This is a genomic window from Enterobacter sp. EC_50, assembly GCF_019584525.1.
Taxonomy (GTDB): Bacteria; Pseudomonadota; Gammaproteobacteria; order Enterobacterales; family Enterobacteriaceae; genus Enterobacter; species Enterobacter roggenkampii.
Genome location: NZ_VDAF01000093.1, coordinates 1 through 366, shown reverse-complemented (window position 1 = coordinate 366; position 366 = coordinate 1). Strand labels below are relative to the sequence as shown.

Annotated in this window: 1 protein-coding gene; it reads right to left on the bottom strand. The window is 57.4% G+C overall.

Annotated elements, in window-relative coordinates:
- On the bottom strand, window positions 1–366 hold a 366-nt coding region (locus tag FHC48_RS23130; protein WP_220420646.1), incomplete at both ends, for a transposase.

Here is a 366-nt window from a genome sequence, read left to right as displayed (position 1 = left end):
TGTATCTGGCTTTCACGAAGCCGAACTGTCGCTTGATGATGCGAAATGGGTGCTCCACCCTGGCACGGATGCTGGCTTTCATGTATTCGATGTTGATGGCCGTTTTGTTCTTGCGTGGATGCTGTTTCAAGGTTCTTACCTTGCCGGGGCGCTCGGCGATCAGCCAGTCCACATCCACCTTGGCCAGCTCCTCGCGCTGTGGCGCCCCTTGGTAGCCGGCATCGGCTGAGACAAATTGCTCCTCTCCATGCAGCAGATTACCCAGCTGATTGAGGTCATGCTCGTTGGCCGCGGTGGTGACCAGGCTGTGGGTCAGGCCACTCTTGGCATCGACACCAATGTGGGCCTTCATGCCAAAGTGCCACT